Origin of the sequence: Enterobacter sp. Tr-810, from assembly GCF_011752765.1 — a bacterium.
Taxonomy (GTDB): Bacteria; Pseudomonadota; Gammaproteobacteria; order Enterobacterales; family Enterobacteriaceae; genus Enterobacter; species Enterobacter soli.
This window is the reverse complement of record NZ_VWWW01000001.1, coordinates 116,850-134,589: the sequence shown is the minus strand read 5'-3', so window position 1 is coordinate 134,589 and position 17,740 is coordinate 116,850. Positions and strand designations below refer to the sequence as shown.

The following is a 17,740-nucleotide window of genomic DNA, read 5'->3' as shown; positions in this document are numbered from 1 at the left end:
TTGCCATTTCATAAATAACATTAAAGTGACATTGCAAACACCTGATAATACAAAATAAGAAGGAATCACTATGGCTTCAGAGCTCTCCAGACAATTAACCCATCGTTTTTTCCGCTATCTCGCCATCACCAGCCAAAGCGATCCTAAAGTCAAAACACTGCCTTCCACACAGGGGCAGCACGACATGGCGCGTGAACTGGCAAAAGAGCTGGCACAGTTGGGTTTAGAGGATATCGTCATCGATGAGTTCGCGACCGTAACCGCCGTTAAAAAAGGCAATGTGGCAGGCGCACCGCGTATTGGTTTTATTACGCATATCGACACGGTCGACGTGGGGTTATCACCGGATATTCATCCACAAATATTAACGTTTACCGGAGAAGACCTCTGTCTGAATAAAGAGAAAGACGTCTGGCTACGCGTCAAAGAGCACCCGGAAATTCTGTCTTATCCTAATGAAGAGATTATTTTCAGCGATGGAACCAGCGTATTAGGCGCAGATAATAAATCTGCCGTAACCGTGGTGATGACAGTGCTGGAAAATCTGAAAGCGGAACATCAGCATGGCGATATCGTGGTGGCGTTTGTACCGGATGAAGAGATTGGCCTGAATGGCGCAAAGGCGCTGGATCTTAAGCGTTTCGACGTCGACTTTGCCTGGACCATCGACTGCTGTGAAATCGGGGAAATTGTTTACGAGAACTTCAACGCCGCGGCGGCAGAAATCCGCTTTACCGGCGTCACCGCACACCCGATGTCTGCCAAAGGCGTACTGGTAAATCCGTTACTGATGGCAACCGACTTCATCAGCCATTTTGACCGTCAGCAAACGCCGGAGTGCACCGAAGGCCGTGAAGGCTATATCTGGTTTAACGGTATTCAGGCCGGGCAAAACGAAGCCATTCTGAAGGCACACATTCGCGATTTTGATAAAGACAACTTCGCCGCGCGTAAGCAGCAGATTGCCGATGTGGTGGCAGTGATTGCCGCACAGCACCCCACCGCAAAAGTGGAATACCGCATTGAGGACACCTATAGCAATATCAGCAATGCGATTGGCGAAGACCGCCGCGCCATTGACCTGATGTTTGCCGCGATGGAATCGCTCGGGATTACGCCAAAACCGACGCCAATGCGCGGAGGCACAGACGGCGCGGCACTCTCTGCAAAAGGACTGCTCACCCCGAACTTCTTCACCGGCGCTCATAACTTCCACTCAAAGTTTGAGTTTTTACCGTTGTCGTCGTTCGAGGCGTCTTACAAAACAGCCCTGCAAATCTGTCTGCTGGCCGCTCGTTAAGCCGGTTTACGCGCCAGCATGGTGGCAAAACGCAGCTTGATGCGATTACCGTTGGCGTCGGTACGGTGCAGTTCGCCCACCTCTTCGTTGTATTTGAGCAACTCCCAGCCTTCATAGTAGTTGCTCAGTTCACCGCTTTTGAACGCGAACGGGAAACCAACGGTGCACGGATAATCGGCGGTATCCATCGCCGCAACGATCAGGTTATAGCCGCCCGGTTTAGTACAGCGCTGCATATTGGCGATAAGACCAGGGATGGTTTTCGCTTCCAGGAACATCAGCACCACGGTTGAGAGAATAAAATCGTACTCGCCGTCAAAACTCAGGCTGTTGAGGTCTTTGATCTCCGCCTGCAAATTGACAATCCCTTCCGCCGCTTTGATGCGTTCGATATTGTCGATGCTCATTGGATTTTTATCCCACGCCGTCACATCGTAGCCGTTGGCTGCAAGATAAAGGCTGTTACGCCCATTTCCGCAGCCCAGATCCAGGGTTTTACCCGGCTTGACGATATCTGCGCTATACAGCACCTCTGAGTGCGTGCGGGTCAGACCATATTTATCGGTGAAGTAGTTCTCATCAACAGTCATTGTTTTTCCTCAGGAAGCATAAGCAGTGCCTTATCAGTGCGCACCAGAAGTTTGCCCTGCATCAGCAAGATAAACGTACGAACCAACAGCATCGCAATGATGATGTTAGTGAAAATAAACAGCGGGACAGCAATCGCGTGGAAGAAGCCCGACGGGCTGCTCTGCCCCAGGTGTAATCCGGTGGTCGCCAGCGCCGAAACGCCGAAAGAGAAGCTCCAGAAAGAGGCATTAAACGGCTGCGACAAATACCACGGCATCAGGCGCAGCATAAACAGCAGCTGCAATAGCCCGTAGCCAAACAACATTTTGGCAAAGGTATCGGTCTCCCCGCCATTTACGCTAAACCAGGCGCTACAGGCCACCAGTGCCGGGGCAAGCTGAATACCGAGTGAAGTTCGCAGCGCGGAAGGTAACTCTCCGGCGCTGCGCAGACGTTGCAGGATAACCGGCTCCAGGCTGAGCCACGAAAAGACCCCCGCCCCCAGGAACACTAAACCGGCATCGGTAAACCCAAGCGCGCCACAGGCCATCGCGCTGATAAAATTGTTGGCCACCGTCGGCAGGTAAAGTCCTGGCGTGGTGGCCTCTTCAGGGTGTTTACCCCGCCATAAACCGGCGCTCTGCCAGGCTGAGTAGCTCAACTGCATCACCACGCCGACGCCGAACAGCACCAGCGATATGGGGCGAAACCAGGGAACAAAACCAATTGATACCAGCATGGTGGTTGCCGGAAACAGGCTGACAAAACTGCTCATCACCGGGTGGCGCATCTCCTTCAGCACGCTTTGCGGAAAGCGAATGGCGCGGGTAATAAATGCCAGCGTCAGCAAAAACCAGATACATACCGCCAGCCCGACAAGAATATCGCCCGGCCAGCGCGTCACTGGCCAGAGAGTGCTGGCATAGCGCCAGGCAAACCCCATACCAATCGTCCCCAGCACCATACCGAAGTAACCCGAGGGTAAGTTAAGGACCTGTTGAGTTCCGTTATTTTTACGCATTTATTTTAAATTATAAAATGTATTTTAAATGCCATTTTATGAGGTTTCCGCGGTAAGCGCCAGCATTTCGAAAAGCCTAAACTTTGCTACGTTTAGTTAAGACGCATATCAGGGATATTAGGATGAAAAAGTATCGGCTTGGCGACGAAATCCGCCTCTGGCACTGGCAAAACGGCGAGAGCAAAACCACAACCCCCTTGCGGCAGATAATCGCAACCACTGATTTTAGCGATATCGTCAGCGGGACAAAAGGCGGATGGGTCGAAGATGAGAGCGCGCTCGCCCACGAGGGCAACTGCTGGATCTACGACGAAAACAGCGTGGTCTTTGGCCGCGCCAGCGTGCTCGGCAATGCGCGGATAACCCAGCCCTGCGTGATAAGCCATAATGCCTGGATTGGCGGTGACTGCTGGGTGGATGGCGCGCAAATCAGTCATGGCGCCCGGATAAGTGACAACGTCACCGTTCAGCACTCTGATATTCGTGGCGAATGTCACATTTTTGGCAATGCCCGCGTCCTTCATCACAGCCAGATTATCGCGGCAAAAGGGTTAACTCCCGACAACGATCAGATTTTACAGATTTACGGTAACGCCACCGTGAGCCAGTCCCGGGTGGTTCATCAGGCGCAAATCTACGGAGACGCCCTGGTGAATTTTGCCTTCATCGAGCACCGCGCCGAAGTGTTCGAAAACGCCATTCTGGAAGGCAATGACCTGAATAACGTCTGGGTGTGCGATTGCGCAAAAGTGTACGGCAATGCTCGCCTGATTGCCGGAAAAGACGACGATGCCATCCCCACGCTGCGCTACAGTTCCCAGGTGGCGGAAAACGCCGTCATCGAAGGCAACTGCGTGATAAAACATCATGTGCTTATCGGCGGCCAGGCCTGGCTACGGGGCGGGCCGATCATGATTGACGATAAAGTGGTGATCCAGGGACGCGTCCGTATCAGCGGAGATGTGCTGATCGAGCATCGAATAGAGATAACCGATGATGCCGTGATCGAAGCCTTTGCCGGGGAAAACATCCACCTGCGCGGCGAAAAAGTGATCAACGGCAATCAGCGTATTACCCGTACACCTCTGCTGGGCGCGCTATAGCGGGAATAATCTGGCGTAGCTGTTTACATCGTCAAAGCGGCCGTTCAGGTATTCCGCCTCTCGCAGGCAGCCTTCAAGCGTAAAACCATTTCGCATCGCGACCTTATTGCTGCTGGCATTGTCTACCCGACACTTAAGCACAAAGCGGCGGACTTCACCCCGGCTGGTGTAATAGTGCATAAACGCCTGTAACGCCTGAGAAATAATCCCCTGCTTCTGGTGATGCTCATCCAGCCAGTAACCGATGTAACCCGTTTTATTGGCCGGCTCGATGGCATTAAACGACAGCACGCCCACCAGAATATCGTCCTGAAAAATAAGGAACATTTTGGCATAGCCGCGCGCGTGCAGCATCTGGTTGCTCTGTACGTTACGGCGGGTGTCATCCTCAGTCCCTGTGTGTTGCGCCCAGTCGAATGCGGTTTGCAGAAAGGCTTTATTTTTGATGACGAGGTTGTGCAACTCGGCGGTATAGCGCTCTTCAACGGCACGAAGCTCAATGTGTTGTGATACAGGGATGATTTCAGATGTCATAATGCCTCATGTTAACCCATGTTACTCTTTAAACAAGAATGCCTTCTCACGCTGCTGAGCTTTGTTATCCTGATGGCTTCTTGCTCAAGTGCATATAAACTTGCAGAGCAAATCTTAAAGTAATCATTACCGGTGAACGGCTCAGAGTGAGAGTAACTACGTTCATTATTTACCGAAGAACACCCCACGGAATGCAGGCAAGTTGAACTTGCAGGATCCAGTTTATCGCTTACTTCACTTCTTTTAAGCAGATTTAAAACATAGCCTTCAGGATTGGCATTCAGCCAGTTTTTATATTGCACTTCACTGTTATCAAGTTCTTCACTGTGAAAACGCAAAACAGATGCACTCTGCTCAGTAATATATTTCATCGCAGCCAGCAGATAGGAGGCTTTAAAAGTCACATCCTGGTAGTCTTTAGCCAACAAACTTTCACTTTCTTCAAACCGCTCAACAAATGCTGCAACTTCTTTGGGATCGATACGGCTGGTATTATCTTTCCCATTTCGAACAAACAGCTTTTGCTCTTCAGTATAAAGAGTGAAAGGAACTTTTCTTGAGCCAGTGAACAGCTCTACGGGTTGGGAAAAATACTCCAACATTAAATGGTAAAAATCTTTATAAGCCATGATTATGTCTCCCTCACCATATACTATTCGTGAAATGCGTGGCTATTTTGTTGCTCATCATAAACGACTTCAGGCTCATCTTCAGGGAAACAACGAAACGAATCCTGCCATTCGCCTTTCACCAACCCACCCAATTCAAGGTCAAAGGGCACACACCATAGCGATAAATCTTCGTCGAAACGGAACACCGGCAATGGCGTAGCAAAGTACTGATGACGCGGATAAATCAGCATCATATTGCCTTTCCCATGAAGGTACTTTTGCCCATAGGCGAACATCTGATACAGGTCCGGCTGGCTGATTTCATACTTCCTCAGACCATCATCAGCCCTGCTATCTAATAATTTCCATTTAGCATCCATAACCACCGTCTGCCCGCCGGTGATAAGAAAGTCAGGTTTCAGCATGAACCATCGCTGAGATGACTTTTCGCCAACTGGAACATGTTCTAACAGGCACTGGCTCTTAGTATGCTCAATAAGCTGGTAATCGTGATGCAACGCTCCAGTCAGACCGTATCCTACCCAGCCCTCATATAACTTCTCCATAGGAAACAACAAAGAAATTCCCTGATGCGAGCCATATTGAAAATCTGGATTCATCTGTTCAAGAATGAGCTGGCACCACGGTTTTATAGCGCGATAGCCAAAGAGATATTTACCGTCACTCCACTGCCTCATTGATTGCGTTGTACTGCCAGAGATCGGCACTATGCCATCCAGTTGGTGGCTAAGTGAATTTGCCTGCCTCCAGCTCTGCCCTTGTCTGGTCATTTTGAGAGTCCAGTCTAAAGCAGTCCGTAGCAGACGGTTTTCAATACGCTGAGGGGAGAACTCGGCATAGCGCACATGGAAATGAGTGCCTCTGCCCGGAGGCATTCTCATTTGCGCAGTGACATTCAATTGACCACGGATGAACGCACTATGTTCATCCTCAATGAGGTGATAATCGAAACGCAGTCCTTTGCGTACTAAATCAGCAAGATGCCGCAGGAACTCACTGATTATCCACTCATGCAGAGGTTGGTCACTGCGCTGTAATACCGCCTGGCTCGCCTCACGGGGTGTAATCCCAAAAGAGGCGCTGAGCATTCGGCGTAAAAGCTGACGCAAAGGGACTATCTCAGCTGGAACGTCAAGAGTGGTTTTTGGCAGAATTTCAATTGACTCGCCAGTCGGGGATTGCAGATAACCGACATAGCTTCCCAAACGCAAAAATCGCCTCCCTTCCCGGCTGAGAATTTGAGAGGTACCACTCCACTGTTGTTGCAATTGCTCAAGCCAGGAAAATGTTGCTTCAGAGACAATCCCCAAATCCATACTGGCTGGTTGAGTGTTATCACAGGTAAGCAGAGCATATTCCCGAACCTGAATCATCATGCGACAATCCCCTGATAAGCTTCTGCCGTCGTAAATGCATGTTCGTTGATACGAAAACGCCTGTCAGACAAACTATCTGCAATATCTTTCGGAAATAGCGCAGAAAATGACGGTAATTCTGCTGACTGTTGCAACAGGATAAAACGGTTTTCTTTGGCTTTCACTGAATCATTAAGCACCCAACCGATACGCTCATAATCATCAAAGAAATACTCTCTCAGCAATGGAATGATTTTATCCTGGAAGATACTGGCAAGACAGGCTTCGCGGTCGGCGTTACTTTCTAATTTCTTTAGTGGCATGAAGTAAGCGTGGCCAATCATGTGCTCACTATCCAGCAACGCTTCGATACGCTGATTAATTCGCGTTAACAACGTTTCGACATCAACGCCAAACGCAGTGACCCCAGCTAACAGTTCCGGTCGGGCAGGCATTTCGGTAAAGCTAAAGCGTCGTCTTAGCGCCAGGTCCATTTGTATCAGGGATTTATCCGCAGTATTCATCGTCCCAATGACATAAACATTCCCGGGCACCGAAAACAGTTGTTTAGAATACGGCAGGACTAAGGAGCGGGCATCTTCGGCTCCCAATCGCTTATCGGATTCCAGCAGAGTAATCAATTCACCAAAGATACGGGCAATATTCCCCCTGTTTATCTCATCGATAATGAGCACGTGCGGCAATGCTTGATTATCACTTGTTTCAACCGGGGCCAATAGCTGAGACAATTTCGCCCTATCAATTGAAGTATCCCTCAACTCATATAACGTCATCTGCGAAAGTGACTTTAAAAAAAGTTGCTCTTTCGGTAAGCTCGGTGAATAAGTTCGTAACCAGTTGACCTTACGCATTTGATGAAAGCCTACACGCTCATCATTTGGCAGATATTGATAATCCCCGGCGATCTCGGCAATGGCCCTGAACTTATGATTACCATCGGAAACAATAACCAGGTCACCATTACGCATGATGTTTTTAAACATATTGACCGCAGTCAACATGTATTCACTTCTCTCAACCAGGCCTTCATTCGATTCGTCTAAGCGTAATCGGACATCCGCTGGAGTCGTGCAGCCACTAAAATCAAGATTATCGCCCCAACCCAATAGAATATAATTGTTCGCAAGGCACTCATCGAAAATATAATCTTCACCGTCAAGAGTATTTCCAAGAGACATTTTCCAGATTCGTCTCCCATTCAAAGACAATGACTGGGTTGCACTACCACTTGTTTTAACTTCAGCATTCAGGCACAGCTGCTTAAAAATGCCATCCATGACGTCATAGCGAAGCGTACCCGAGCTTTCATCAGTCGTCGCACGAATACCCTCGATAAAGTCTTCATACGAGAAGCTCTGATGGAAAGTGGTAAACATGATGCGCTGCTTTTCTACCAGCATCTGATACCGCTGCTTTACCTTTTCCCGTAAGTCATTGCCATGATGTTCACGCGTAGCCTGTTGATACCACGCATTATCCGCAATTTTGACTGCCATTTCGGTCGTCGTGTAGGTTTTACCTGTGCCTGGTGGTCCGAAGAGAATCTGGTTTAAGGGATACATTAACGATTGATCCTTGTTTTCGTTGTCTCTTTTTAGTGCGGATTGGGGATTCGAAGAGGGCTGAGCTCCCAACAAAACCACCAGGGCCTGTAGCGCTTCGACTGATTCAACATCAGCCGCAAAACCATACTGGGACGTACCATTATCTTTCGGGTAACGGCGGTAGCTGGTGCTTTTAACTTTTTCCCAAAGACAGTGGATACCCTCAATGCGATCAATTTCCGCCTTTAAGGCAAGAGTGTCTGGTGCAAGTACCAATGGGCTCTTATTAACGACGCCGTCCCGACTGCGTTTGACATACAGATACTGTCCATTCCCGAGTGAATGCTCGGAAGCATAGCTTGGCTCGAATTTTCCATTCTCAAGCCGGTAACCCAATTCATTCAACGCATGGTATATCTCGAGCGAATTCAGCATTTCCTACACCACTCCTTGATGAAAAAGCAGTACAAATGCGAACATAGGCGAAATCATGATTTATGACTGTTAATCGCCCGGCAGCGTTACGCTTACCGGGCGCAGTTCAACTCGACTAGCGCATAACCCGGTCGTCAACGTAATTACGTTTATCCGGTGCTGGCGGGAAGTACTGGTAGAGCCAGGTTTCACTGATGGCATCGCCCTGGCAGCGCAGGAACATCCGCATATCCACTGGCTCCGTTGAGTCGGACGTCGGATACCAGTCAAACAGAATGCGATAGCCATCGAACGGCTCAACGTAGAGGATCTCAATCTGCTTCGCTTCACCATTTGAAAGCGTAATCACAGGTTCAATCCCCTTCGGCGCCGCGGCTTTCAGATCGCCACCGACAAAATCAATGGCAAAGCGACGCGCCCAGGTTTTCGGGTAGTTTTCACCCGGTGCCCAGCCTTCAGGGAACCCACCCATGCCGGTGCGGGTCGCGAAGACGTTGGCCAGCGGCGAGCGCACAGGCGGCTGCGCGCTCCAGTACAGGCGATATTTGAAGTCCAGTTCATCACCCGCTTCCACTGGTTTTTCGGGCTGCCAGAAGCAGACCACGTTATCCAGGGTTTCACCGGTTGTCGGGATCTCCATCAGGCCAACTGCGCCCTTACCCCAGTTGTTACGCGGCTCGACCCACAGACTTGGGCGTTTGTTATACCAGCCCATGATGTCCTGATAGTGCGAGAAATCGCGGTCAAGCTGGAGCAGACCGAACCCTTTCGGGTTTTTATCCATGTAGGCATTGAACTGCAATTTCTGCGGGTTGTTCAGAGGACGGCAGATCCATTCGCCATTGCCCCGCCACATCGCCAGACGGTCGGAGTCATGGATTTGCGGGTGAATGGTGTCACACATGCGACGTTCGTTATTCCCGCAGCTGAACATACTGGTCATCGGGGCGATGCCAAGCTGTTTGATGTCTTTACGCGCATAGAGGTGGTTTTCTACGTCCATGATCACCTGGCTTTTCTCGCAGTGGATCACAAACTTGTAGGCACCGGTAACGCTTGGGCTGTCCAGCAGCGTATAGACGGTAAAGGTGGTATCACCAGGCTTGACGGTTTCAAACCAGAACGAGGTGAAATCCGGGAACTCTTCCGGCGTATCCGTAAAGGTATCCACCGCCAGACCACGGGCAGAAAGACCGTACTGATAGGTGTCATCGACCGCGCGGAAATAACTCGCGCCGAGGAACGAAACGATATCGCGGCGTGCCAGCTCTGGCGCTTTAAACGCGCGGAAGCCCGCAAAGCCGAGATCGCTCTGCCCTTGCAGCTGTTTAGTGTCGACGTCCGTCTCGTTGTAGCTGAACAGCTCCGGACGGAAGTGGATCTCACGCGCCTGAGATGTCGACGGATCCAGCGAGAACATGCGCACACGGCGGCGGAAACCCATCCCCATATGGAAGAACTGAACGTCAAGCTGACGGCCTTCAATGTTGTTCCACAGCGACTGCTTTTCATCGTAGCGAATGGCGTTGTACGCCTGCGGGGTCATGGTCGCCAGCGTTTCCGGCAGCGGACGCGGTGCGCCACCCCACGGGGTTTTTGCCAGGTCATGTGCCATGGATTGCAGTACGGAGTAGTCAAAACGTCGGCTCTGACCGTCAGCAATATCAGAGTCAGCAGCGAATGCCGCCTTAGAAAACAGTGAAGCAAGGCCTGATGTGCCGCTCAGGGCGGCCATTGCCAGCGAACCTTTTAAAAAACGTCTGCGATTCATGCCTGGAAAAACGTCCTTATGGTCGTGTGAATGTGTTTCGCGCGCGGCGAAATGACGGCAAGAAAGAACGCACAGCCTAAACAAAAACGGTTAAGAATCCAATTGTTGCCGGGTGATTATATGAGCAAAGTGAGAAATATTTTCTGTCGACCAGAACAGCCTGAAAAAGGCGTAAAGAAAGGTAACGTCAATGGACACACAAGGCGGCAGGTCTGAGGAGCAAATAAGCGTGGCAGGAAGAAAAATGCCCCGGCTGGACATCGACAGTCGGGGCAAAGCGAGGCGGTTATTTTACGCTGACATCGATACCCGGGAAGTACTTATCAGCGAGTTTAGCGATCGTGCCATCAGCACGTACTTTATCAATTGCGGCATTAAGCTGCTTCTGGGTGGCCTCATCCCCCTTACGCAATCCAAAACCGATACCACTGCCCAGGATAGTGTCGTCAGACACCGGTTTGCCGATAAAGCCAAACCCTTTCCCCTGGGGCTTGCTCAGGAAACCTGCCTGCCCGGCCGCGGACATGACTAACGAGGCATCGATACGACCATTCAGCAAATCTCCCCACGCCATGTTCTGATCTTTATAAGACACCACGGTGACACCCTGCTTTTCCCAGTGCTCTTTGGCGTATGTTTCCTGGATAGATCCCTGCAATACTCCGATGGTTTTACCTTTCAGCCCTTCAGGCGTTGCTTCTACCGCCGCGCCCGCTTTCCCCACCAGCTGTGACGGAATGCGGTAAATCGGCTGCGTAAAATCAATGCTCTTGCGGCGTTGTTCGGTGATGTTCATGGCAGAGTTAATGGCATCAAACTTCTTCGCCACCAGGCCTGGGATCAACGCATCAAACGAGGTTTCAACCCAGGTACATTTCAGCGCTGCCGCTTTACAGATGGCATTGCCCAGCTCAACGTCAAAGCCTTCAAGCTCGCCTGAGGCATTGCGGCTTTCAAACGGTGGATACTCTGCTTCCAGCCCGTAACGCAGCTCTGTGGCGGCAAAAGAAGAGAACGAACACAGCAATCCCATGCCGACAACTAACGCGCGTAATTTCATGTAAAACTCCTTAGCGTGGTTTAACCCGACACAGGGCCTGGGCACCTGCCCGTAACGTTGCCTCATCTTTCGCAAAAGAGAGACGGATCAATTTATTATCTGTGCCATCCGCATAAAACGCCGACAGCGGGATGGTTGCAACACCGCACTCGGTAATCAACCGCTTCACCATGTCACTGTCGCTTTCATCACTAAAATGGCTGTAATCGGCCAGCAGGAAGAATGAACCGGCGCTTGGCAGCAAGCGGAACGGTGATTCTGCAAGCAGCGATTGCAGCAGATCGCGCTTGCGCTGATAAAACGCGGCCAGCGACAGCCAGGTTTGCGGATCGGTCATGTGTTCTGCAAACGCGTGCTGCATTGGGGTATCGGCAGAAAACATTAAAAATTGATGGACCTTGCAGATCTCTTCCATAAGCATCGCCGGTGCAACACAGTAACCGACGCGCCATCCGGTGACGTGATAGGTTTTTCCGAAGGATGAAATAATGACGCTACGCTCCGCCAGCTGCGGGTGTGTGGCCATCCCGTGATGCGGCTCGCCGTCAAAGACGACGTGTTCGTACACTTCGTCAGACAAAATAATGATATCGGTATTACGTGTGACCGCCGCCAGCTGTTGCAGGTCGTTTGCAGAGAAGACCTGCCCGCTCGGATTATGCGGGGTGTTAACGATGATCATCCGCGTTTTCGGGGTGATGGCAGCACGCACTTCATCCCAGTTCACGGCAAAATCAGGTACGGTCAGTTTGATGGCAACGGGGGTTGCGCCCTGCAAACGCACGATTGGCGCGTAGCTATCAAACGACGGCTCAAAGTAGATAACCTCGTCACCCGGATGCACCAGGCCACTTATCGCCGAATACAACCCTTCGCTGGCGCTGGCCGTGACCAGCACTTCGCTACCCGGATCATATTGCGTGCCGTAAAGCGTGGCGATTTTTTCGGCAATCCGCTCTTTCAGCGTCAGAAGGCCGGTCATCGCCGCATACTGGTTTTGCCCGGCTTCCATGGCGCGGGTGACACCGGCGACCAGTTTAGGGTCACAGGAAAAATTCGGTGCGCCCTGAGAAAGGTTGATGGCGTTATGTTGTGCGGATAGCTGGCCAATAACGGTAAAAATCGTGGTGCCAACATCAGGCAGTTTGGACCGGGTTTGCACCGGAGTTCTCAAAGTCATCATCTTTCCTTTCTCATAAAGATTGCATAACTATTCAAACAATAAGTCGGTTGTGGCGACAAACGAATTGTTGTCATAATAGCCATGAGAAAAATGCATACCTGAGGTGGTCTATGTCGCGCCGTTCCTTTCCGCTTAATGCCGTTGACGCATTTTTAAAAACGGCCCGCCATCTGAATCTTACCCATGCGGCAAAAGAGCTGTGCCTGACCCAGGGCGCGGTAAGCCGTAAAATTGCGGCGCTTGAAGCCTGGTTCGGCTTTCCACTTTTTGAGCGTCACGCCCGCGGGCTTAGGCTTTCACCCCAGGGCAGCGCCCTGCTTCCCGAACTGCAATCAGCCTTTGAGCACCTGCTGACCGTAGCTGAGCAGGCACGCGCGCAGCAAACCGTGGTGCGACTGAAAGCGCCAACCTGCGCGATGCGCTGGCTGATCCCGCGTTTGTTACAGGTTGAGCGCGAGCAGCCCGAACTGCAAATCGCGCTCACCACCACCACCGATCACAACGTCAATTTCAAAACCGAATCCTACGATGCCGCCATTGTCTTCGGCACGCACATGAGCGCAGGCGATCTGCTGTTTGAAGAGGCGCTAACGCCGGTTCTCAGCCCGTTACGCGCGGGAGCAGAGCTGGAGTCGTTAACCTTCCTGCACCCTACTCGCGACAAAACGGACTGGTCGCTGTGGCTGGCAAAACAGGCGCTGTCCCCTAAAGCCATGCTCAAAAATCAACACTTCGATACGATGGATCTGGCCATCACCGCGGCCATTCAGGGGCTTGGGATCGCCATCGCAGATGAAACGCTGGTGGAAGAGGATATCCGCGCGGGACGGCTGACGCGGCCTTTTGAGACGAGCATTAAAACCGGTGCGAGCTACCGACTGGTGTTACGCGAGTCACATAGCCAGGATAACGGACTCGCTGCGTTTCGCTCCTGCCTGCTCAGTCAAGACTGACGTGGTGCTTCATGACCCGTTTGAAGAGACTCATGCGGGCACGCATAAAGCGGTTTTCAAGCCTGAATCCTGCATGTTTATTCACTCCAATCCGTAATAACACATCCCGCCCTTTCCGGCAGGCAGGCCAGTGGGTCGGCCCCTGGAGCGTGTCCCGGCTGCTGCTGGCATGGTGCGCAAAATTCACCCAGTAGTCAGCCACCTGAGCAGAAAATTGCATATCGCGGGAATTGACATAGTGGCGGGATGGTTCAACCTGCCCCAGGGTATCGAACACGTAAGGCACTTCGTTACCATGCCAGGCACCGTTGATATAGGTGGCGTGTTCCGCTTCGGCAACATAGTCAAACCAGTACCGCCAGCACGGGGCCCCCACACGCTGCTGCGCCTGCATCACCACGAATCCCATGGTGGTAAATGCCATATCACGGCAAACCTGTCTGCCCAGCTCCTCGTCCCCTTTGACGCCCGGATACAGCAGTTTAATTAACCCGAGGCCAAACCGGCGTTCACGGCGCAGCTTCTGAATTTGTCCGGCGAGATCGATCCCAAACACCGCCATCACACTCGCTTCATCGCTGTTTGATCCAATCATCACCGGAACGGGATGCTGGCGGGCGGCAAAGAACACATCGAGCATTGCTTCCGGGAGAACGCAATCGCCGACGACAGGTGCCGGGGCGATATTCAGCGGTGAGGTCAGCGGCCAGAACGCCTCGGGGGGAATGGCACGCAACTGTTCCGCCGTCGCATTTTCAAAACCGAAATAGGCCGCCAGGGCTTCGCCTTTTTGCAGCGCCTGTGCGCGCGGCGTGTCCGGTAAGGTGTAGCCGCTCTGCACAATCGCTTTATGGAAAAGCCCGCCTGCCAGCGGAGAGGCCAGCAGTGACAGCACGCTACGCGCGCCGGCAGACTCACCAAACAGGGTTATCGAATTCGGATCTCCGCCAAAGGCCGCAATGTTGTCCCGCACCCAGTTCAGCGCGGCGATCTGGTCCAGCAGGGCAAAATTGTGCACCACCTGTTCCTCTTCCCCGGCAAGGGCCGGATGGGCGAAGAAGCCCAGATGACCAAGACGATAATTGAGGGTCACCACCACCACATCACGCCTGGCCAGTGCTTTACCGTTATAGGGCGGAAGCCCGCCCGCACCAATGGTAAAACCACCGCCGTGCAACCAGACCATCACCGGCAGCGGCGTGGTACGCGCAACCGGCGACCAGACATTAAGATAGAGACAATCTTCAGAGAACTGACCCGGATCGCCACCGCCCAGCTCCTGACAATACTCGCTGTTTTGCCAGCTTGATGCCGAAAACACCGTAGCAGAGCGCAACCCTTCCCAGGCGGCGGGGGGTTGCGGAGAACGCCAGCGCCATGCGCCTACAGGCGGAGCGGCGTAAGGAATACCGCTCCACACGTGTACATCATCATCGGTAAAACCAGCAAGTGCGCCCTGGCGCGTTTCAACCACAGGGGCGGAGGGATTTTGCATACCAACCTTCTTTTTCCGTCACATCCCCGCAGAGTAACGTTTTCAGAGCAAACCGCAACGGTGTTTACTGCGCGCTTCCGCCTCATGATACAGCGTAAATTCGTCATATACCGTACAGCCGAGCGCGGCTTCAAACGCATCGCGGCTGGCGTTACCGTGGCTGCGCGCCTGGGTTTCATTCCCCAGATTGGACTGGAATATTCCTGCCGCACTCACGGGCAGGAAATCTTCGTAGGTAATCGGCTGAGCGACCACCCATCCCCGTTCGATCAGCGGCTGCGGATCGTCACCCGGTCGGAACGCCTGGCGATGCGCTTCCCCCGCTGGGGTGAGACGGTAGCGGAAATAAGCCAGCTCCTGACGACGCAGGAACATTTCGCTATCCGGGAAGGCGCTGAAAACCTCTTGCAGGTGCAACTGGTGCGTCAGATTGTCTTTCCCGGTACCGGCCTGCCCCAGAAGACTGTCGTACAGCTCACGACCTTTCGGCGTCAGCGCCACACCACGCTGCTCGATTTCACCAAAGCGGGCAGTATGGGTTCCCAGATGTTCACCGGAAAAAAGCACCGGCTCTTCCAGCGCCTTGAAACTGGTCTGGCGCAGTAAAATCGGGATTTCACGGCGCGGTGGCCCTTCAATCAGGATTTTAGGTTCAATGCCATATTTCGGCATCAACTCCTGGGCGCGGTCAATATCCAGCGTACGAGGCGTAAGGTGGTTGATATGGCAACCCGGGAAACAGACCACATCGGCAATCAGCCGATGTTCATTGCTCAGCGCAAGATACGTTTCCTGATCAACCGTGGCATGGCGATGCCAGCGGAAGGTTTCAATCGCCTCTTTCACAAACTCGCGTGCTTGCGACTCTGTAAAACCCCCTTCTGACTCATGCAGTTCAATCAACGCCAGACAGCGTGGGGTAAAGATATTCCGGCTCGCCAGAATTTGCGCGGCACGTTCCCGCAGCGCGACGTTTTCAATCAGCTCCAGTCGCAGCAGAGAGGTAAAAATACGAAACGGATTTCGGGACAACGCCTCATCATCAATCGGCCGAAACGCCGTTGAATGGACGGGCACACCCGCCTGAGAAAGGTCGTAATAGCTGACCGGGAACATCCCCATAATCGCAAACATCCGGCGCAGCGTGGAGAGCTCAAGCGCTGTGCCAACGCGGATCGCACCGTGCCGTTCAACGTTCAGGCGCGCCAGTTCATCTGCGTTCGCCAGTTGTTCATGTAACAGGGGATTATTTTCCAGAACGGCCAGGTTAACGTCGGCAACCAGTTCAAGTAACGTGCCGTACTGCGGAACTTCCTGCTGGTACATCGCCGACATAGCCTGCGAAAAGTGTTCCCGAATATCATCAGCCGTGATGGTGTTCGCCATGATGTCATGCCTCCAGTGAATATTACCTGGAGTGTAGAGAAGCCCGTTCTGGTTGGCGGGAAGAATTTACAAATTGTGATCCAGGCAGATGAGTGGTTAAAGGCTGTACTTTCGGGTGTGAATTCAGGTTATTGCGTGCGGGAGTGAAAATCGGTCCGTTGAAAAACAGCTTGTAACTCAAATAGATCAAATGTTAAAAATATTTTGCTATCAGGTTATCAAAATTAAACAACTTAACTTGTCACCCGCATCGCTCTGTTTTTAACATCGCCTATGGAAAAAAATGGTCTGTTCAGTCAGCGCATACGCTTGCGCCATTTGCATACATTTGTGGCCGTCGCTCAACAGGGAACGCTGGGGCGAGCGGCTGAAACCCTTAACCTAAGTCAGCCCGCACTGTCGAAAACACTCAACGAGCTGGAACAACTTACCGGAACCCGGCTGTTCGACAGAGGACGCCTGGGCGCACAGCTCACGCTCGTGGGCGAGCAATTCCTGACCCACGCGGTGAAAGTTCTGGATGCCCTCAATACCGCAGGCCAGGCGTTAAACCGTAAAGACGATCACACCAGCGAAATTGTTCGCGTGGGCGCCCTGCCAACGGCGGCGCTGGGCATTCTGCCTGCCGTAATCGGCCAGTTTCACAAGCAGCAAAAGCACACCACGATTCAGGTTGCGACCATGAATAACACCATGCTGCTGGCAGGACTCAAATCTGGCGAACTGGATCTGGGGATCGGCCGGATGTCCGACCCGGAACTGATGACGGGCCTTAACTATGAACTGTTGTTCCTGGAATCGCTCAAGCTGGTGGTTCGGCCGAACCACCCGTTGTTGCAGGATACCGTCACCTTAAGCCGCGTGATGGAGTGGCCGGTGGTGGTGTCACCAAAAGGTACAGTTCCGCGTCAGAACGCCGAAGCGTTGTTACAGTTACAGGGCTGCACTCTGCCAACCGGCTGTATCGAAACACTTTCAGCCTCCCTTTCACGCCAGCTGACGGTCGATTTCGACTATGTGTGGTTTGTGCCTTCGGGTGCGGTGAAAGACGATTTACGCCACGGCACGCTCACGGCGCTGCCGGTCACATCGCCCGGAGCCGGAGAGCCAATTGGCATTTTGACCCGCGTTGACATCCCGCTTTCAACAGGCACACAGACGCTGCTCAGCGCCATCCGCAAGTCAATGCCTGCCTGATACTCCCTTAGCAACCTCTCCTTTCACCCGCCGCCACGGCGGGTTTGATCTATTCTCTAATCAAATAATGCGAAATCTTTCATTAACAATTGCGTAAAACAATTTAACAGTTTTATCATAGCCGCGAATTCACCAAATGGTTCGCAGACTATTTGTTACCTGTGAATTCCTGCGCTGAAT

The 17,740-nt window shown here is 52.3% G+C and carries 15 protein-coding genes; 4 read left to right on the top strand and 11 right to left on the bottom strand.

Annotated elements, in window-relative coordinates; translation table 11 throughout:
* Nucleotides 1-70: 70 nt before the first annotated feature.
* Nucleotides 71-1,300: a peptidase T gene (gene pepT / locus F3J30_RS00510; RefSeq protein ID WP_166715271.1), complete on the top strand. Its 1,230-nt coding sequence runs from the start codon at nucleotides 71-73 to the stop codon at nucleotides 1,298-1,300.
* Here the strand turns inward: pepT and tehB are convergent.
* On the bottom strand, nucleotides 1,297-1,890 hold the full coding sequence (gene tehB / locus F3J30_RS00505) for a tellurite resistance methyltransferase TehB (RefSeq protein ID WP_014070249.1): 594 nt from the start codon (nucleotides 1,888-1,890) through the stop codon (nucleotides 1,297-1,299). The genes pepT and tehB overlap by 4 nt on opposite strands.
* Nucleotides 1,887-2,891: a dicarboxylate transporter/tellurite-resistance protein TehA gene (tehA, locus tag F3J30_RS00500; RefSeq protein WP_166715270.1), complete on the bottom strand. Its 1,005-nt coding sequence runs from the start codon at nucleotides 2,889-2,891 to the stop codon at nucleotides 1,887-1,889. The genes tehB and tehA overlap by 4 nt, the downstream gene beginning before the upstream one ends.
* A 122-nt stretch (nucleotides 2,892-3,013) precedes the next feature.
* Here tehA and ydcK point away from each other — a divergent pair, with 122 nt between their 5' ends.
* The gene (gene ydcK / locus F3J30_RS00495; protein ID WP_166715269.1) at nucleotides 3,014-3,994 is read left to right on the top strand and encodes a YdcK family protein; all 981 of its coding nucleotides are present in this window, start codon (nucleotides 3,014-3,016) and stop codon (nucleotides 3,992-3,994) included.
* On the opposite strand, the gene rimL is transcribed toward ydcK, so the two are convergent.
* From rimL to F3J30_RS00460, 7 genes are all read right to left on the bottom strand, one after another.
* Entirely contained in the window at nucleotides 3,989-4,528 is a 540-nt protein-coding gene (gene rimL, locus F3J30_RS00490; RefSeq protein ID WP_166715268.1) for a 50S ribosomal protein L7/L12-serine acetyltransferase, read from the bottom strand. The two genes, ydcK and rimL, sit on opposite strands and share 6 nt — an antisense overlap.
* An 11-nt stretch (nucleotides 4,529-4,539) precedes the next feature.
* Entirely contained in the window at nucleotides 4,540-5,157 is a 618-nt protein-coding gene (locus tag F3J30_RS00485) for a hypothetical protein (protein WP_166715267.1), read from the bottom strand.
* Between the two features lie 23 nt (nucleotides 5,158-5,180).
* Nucleotides 5,181-6,536: an McrC family protein gene (locus F3J30_RS00480; protein WP_166715266.1), complete on the bottom strand. Its 1,356-nt coding sequence runs from the start codon at nucleotides 6,534-6,536 to the stop codon at nucleotides 5,181-5,183.
* Nucleotides 6,533-8,515 carry an AAA family ATPase gene (locus F3J30_RS00475; protein ID WP_166715265.1) on the bottom strand — a complete coding sequence of 661 codons (1,983 nt, stop codon included), beginning with the start codon at nucleotides 8,513-8,515 and terminating at the stop codon, nucleotides 6,533-6,535. Before F3J30_RS00475 ends, F3J30_RS00480 begins: the two co-directional genes overlap by 4 nt.
* A 115-nt stretch (nucleotides 8,516-8,630) precedes the next feature.
* Nucleotides 8,631-10,286, bottom strand: coding sequence for a glucan biosynthesis protein (locus F3J30_RS00470; RefSeq protein WP_041162062.1), 1,656 nt, complete (start codon nucleotides 10,284-10,286; stop codon nucleotides 8,631-8,633).
* Between the two features lie 286 nt (nucleotides 10,287-10,572).
* Nucleotides 10,573-11,346 carry an ABC transporter substrate-binding protein gene (locus F3J30_RS00465; protein ID WP_166715264.1) on the bottom strand — a complete coding sequence of 258 codons (774 nt, stop codon included), beginning with the start codon at nucleotides 11,344-11,346 and terminating at the stop codon, nucleotides 10,573-10,575.
* Between the two features lie 10 nt (nucleotides 11,347-11,356).
* Complete coding sequence (locus tag F3J30_RS00460) at nucleotides 11,357-12,526, bottom strand: pyridoxal phosphate-dependent aminotransferase (RefSeq protein ID WP_166716673.1); 1,170 nt, start codon at nucleotides 12,524-12,526, stop codon at nucleotides 11,357-11,359.
* Between the two features lie 113 nt (nucleotides 12,527-12,639).
* On the opposite strand from F3J30_RS00460, the gene F3J30_RS00455 reads away from it, so the two are divergent.
* Nucleotides 12,640-13,482 carry a LysR family transcriptional regulator gene (locus tag F3J30_RS00455; RefSeq protein ID WP_166715263.1) on the top strand — a complete coding sequence of 281 codons (843 nt, stop codon included), beginning with the start codon at nucleotides 12,640-12,642 and terminating at the stop codon, nucleotides 13,480-13,482.
* Here F3J30_RS00455 and F3J30_RS00450 read toward each other — a convergent pair.
* Together F3J30_RS00450 and F3J30_RS00445 are read right to left on the bottom strand one after the other, a co-directional pair.
* Complete coding sequence (locus F3J30_RS00450; RefSeq protein ID WP_166715262.1) at nucleotides 13,469-14,977, bottom strand: carboxylesterase/lipase family protein; 1,509 nt, start codon at nucleotides 14,975-14,977, stop codon at nucleotides 13,469-13,471. The two genes, F3J30_RS00455 and F3J30_RS00450, sit on opposite strands and share 14 nt — an antisense overlap.
* A 42-nt stretch (nucleotides 14,978-15,019) precedes the next feature.
* The gene (locus tag F3J30_RS00445) at nucleotides 15,020-16,363 is read right to left on the bottom strand and encodes a VOC family protein (protein WP_166715261.1); all 1,344 of its coding nucleotides are present in this window, start codon (nucleotides 16,361-16,363) and stop codon (nucleotides 15,020-15,022) included.
* Nucleotides 16,364-16,636: 273 nt separating this feature from the next.
* Here F3J30_RS00445 and F3J30_RS00440 point away from each other — a divergent pair, with 273 nt between their 5' ends.
* Complete coding sequence (locus tag F3J30_RS00440) at nucleotides 16,637-17,560, top strand: LysR substrate-binding domain-containing protein (protein WP_014070236.1); 924 nt, start codon at nucleotides 16,637-16,639, stop codon at nucleotides 17,558-17,560.
* The last annotated feature ends 180 nt before the right edge of the window (nucleotides 17,561-17,740 follow it).

Bases quoted from the DNA above. Each gene is read 5' to 3' on its own strand.
- F3J30_RS00480 (WP_166715266.1), bottom strand. From the start codon at position 6,536: ATGATGATTCAGGTTCGGGAATATGCTCTGCTTACCTGTGATAACACT.
- F3J30_RS00450 (WP_166715262.1), bottom strand. From the start codon at position 14,977: ATGCAAAATCCCTCCGCCCCTGTGGTTGAAACGCGCCAGGGCGCACTT.
- F3J30_RS00460 (WP_166716673.1), bottom strand. From the start codon at position 12,526: ATGACTTTGAGAACTCCGGTGCAAACCCGGTCCAAACTGCCTGATGTT.
- ydcK (WP_166715269.1), top strand. From the start codon at position 3,014: ATGAAAAAGTATCGGCTTGGCGACGAAATCCGCCTCTGGCACTGGCAA.
- pepT (WP_166715271.1), top strand. From the start codon at position 71: ATGGCTTCAGAGCTCTCCAGACAATTAACCCATCGTTTTTTCCGCTAT.
- tehA (WP_166715270.1), bottom strand. From the start codon at position 2,891: ATGCGTAAAAATAACGGAACTCAACAGGTCCTTAACTTACCCTCGGGT.
- tehB (WP_014070249.1), bottom strand. From the start codon at position 1,890: ATGACTGTTGATGAGAACTACTTCACCGATAAATATGGTCTGACCCGC.
- rimL (WP_166715268.1), bottom strand. From the start codon at position 4,528: ATGACATCTGAAATCATCCCTGTATCACAACACATTGAGCTTCGTGCC.
- F3J30_RS00445 (WP_166715261.1), bottom strand. From the start codon at position 16,363: ATGGCGAACACCATCACGGCTGATGATATTCGGGAACACTTTTCGCAG.
- F3J30_RS00465 (WP_166715264.1), bottom strand. From the start codon at position 11,346: ATGAAATTACGCGCGTTAGTTGTCGGCATGGGATTGCTGTGTTCGTTC.
- F3J30_RS00455 (WP_166715263.1), top strand. From the start codon at position 12,640: ATGTCGCGCCGTTCCTTTCCGCTTAATGCCGTTGACGCATTTTTAAAA.
- F3J30_RS00485 (WP_166715267.1), bottom strand. From the start codon at position 5,157: ATGGCTTATAAAGATTTTTACCATTTAATGTTGGAGTATTTTTCCCAA.
- F3J30_RS00470 (WP_041162062.1), bottom strand. From the start codon at position 10,286: ATGAATCGCAGACGTTTTTTAAAAGGTTCGCTGGCAATGGCCGCCCTG.
- F3J30_RS00475 (WP_166715265.1), bottom strand. From the start codon at position 8,515: ATGCTGAATTCGCTCGAGATATACCATGCGTTGAATGAATTGGGTTAC.
- F3J30_RS00440 (WP_014070236.1), top strand. From the start codon at position 16,637: ATGGAAAAAAATGGTCTGTTCAGTCAGCGCATACGCTTGCGCCATTTG.